Raw genomic sequence first — 1,465 nt, 5'->3', positions numbered from 1 at the left:
TGATATGTACCCTCTTTACTGGACAACCAGTAAGGAGGGTGTTTTTATGCGTTATAGTTATGAGTTTAAACTGATGTGTGTTGAATTGTATCATTCAGGTTCGTATCCAGATATCCCAGAGGGTGCGAATCCAGATACTCTCAAAAGACATATACGAGAATGGTCTGGATTGGTTGATTTACATGGTCCAGAAGTTTTAAAACATAAGGTGTTCAATAAAGTGTGGACACCGGAAGAAAAACTTGAACTGGTTTTAAAAGTTATTGCAGGCATACCAAGGAGGAAAGTTGCCATAGAAGCAGGTATTAACTCAGGAATGCTTTATCAATGGGTATACAAATATAAATCACAAGGATATAATGGATTAGTAGAAAGTAAAAAAGGACGTCCAACAAAGGAATCAAGAATGAAGAAGTCAACAAATCCATTACCTTTAACAGAATCAGAACGAGAAGAACTGATACGCTTGAGAACTGAAAACGAATATATCAAAGCTGAGAATGAAGTAATAAAAAAACGGATCGCCTTGAGGCAAGAAAAATGGGCTGCGCAACTCAAGGCGAAAAAGCAGCAATCATCAAAAAACTCAGAGAAAACGGATACCAATTAAAATATCTCCTTAAAGCAATGCACATGGCTAGATCTACTTACTATTTTGAGATTAGCAGAAACGATGTTATTGCCGAACGCAATCAAGAAATACTAGAAGAAATAAAAAGTGTTTTTGTTGAGAACAAGCGCAGATATGGTGTAAGACGGGTTCACCAGGAACTTATTAATCGCGGGTATCAGGTGAACCATAAAAGAGTTCAGCGTCTTATGCATGAAGCAGGTCTAGCCGGAAAAAGACCAAAGGAGAAATATCATTCTTATAAGGGTGAAGTTGGTAAGATTGCTGACAACATAATAGACAGGGATTTCAGTACAACTTTGCCTTTACAAAAATGGACCACAGATGTATCACAGTTCAATTTTGCATGGGGAAAGTGTTATATTTCTCCAGTGCTAGATATGAATACAAATGAAATCATCTCATATGATTTATCCATGAGTCCTAATCTTGAACAGATAAAAAGAATGCTGAATAAAGCATTTGAAAAATTTCCTTCAGTTGAAGGATTGATATTTCATTCAGATCAAGGCTGGCAGTATCAACATGCTTATTTTAGAAATGCTTTACAGGAACATGGCATTATACAATCCATGTCACGAAAAGGTAATTGTTATGATAATTGTATTATGGAGACGTTCTTTGGACGATTAAAAAATGAAATGTATTATGGCTATGAAAAAAACTATTCTTCTTTCGAAGAATTTTCACAAGCGGTTGAAGAATATATAGATTATTATAATAACAAAAGAATTCAGGCAAAAACAAAATGGATGCCGCCTGTACAATACAGGATAGCATCCATGTGTTCAGCCTAGTTCATAAATATGTGTCCAGGATTCTGGGTACATATCA

At 35.6% G+C, this 1,465-nt stretch carries 2 protein-coding genes; both read left to right on the top strand.

What is annotated here, in order from left to right:
- Window positions 1-46: 46 nt before the first annotated feature.
- Window positions 47-610 carry a helix-turn-helix domain-containing protein gene (locus DXB39_RS14975; RefSeq protein WP_242997815.1) on the top strand — a complete coding sequence of 188 codons (564 nt, stop codon included), beginning with the start codon at window positions 47-49 and terminating at the stop codon, window positions 608-610.
- Complete coding sequence (locus tag DXB39_RS14585; protein WP_199535032.1) at window positions 541-1,428, top strand: IS3 family transposase; 888 nt, start codon at window positions 541-543, stop codon at window positions 1,426-1,428. Before DXB39_RS14975 ends, DXB39_RS14585 begins: the two co-directional genes overlap by 70 nt.
- The last annotated feature ends 37 nt before the right edge of the window (window positions 1,429-1,465 follow it).

This window comes from Roseburia sp. OM03-7AC, assembly GCF_003462625.1.
GTDB lineage: Bacteria > Bacillota > Clostridia > Lachnospirales > Lachnospiraceae > Roseburia_C > Roseburia_C amylophila.
Note: the sequence above shows the minus strand (reverse complement) of the source record. Positions and strands in the feature narration are given on the sequence as shown.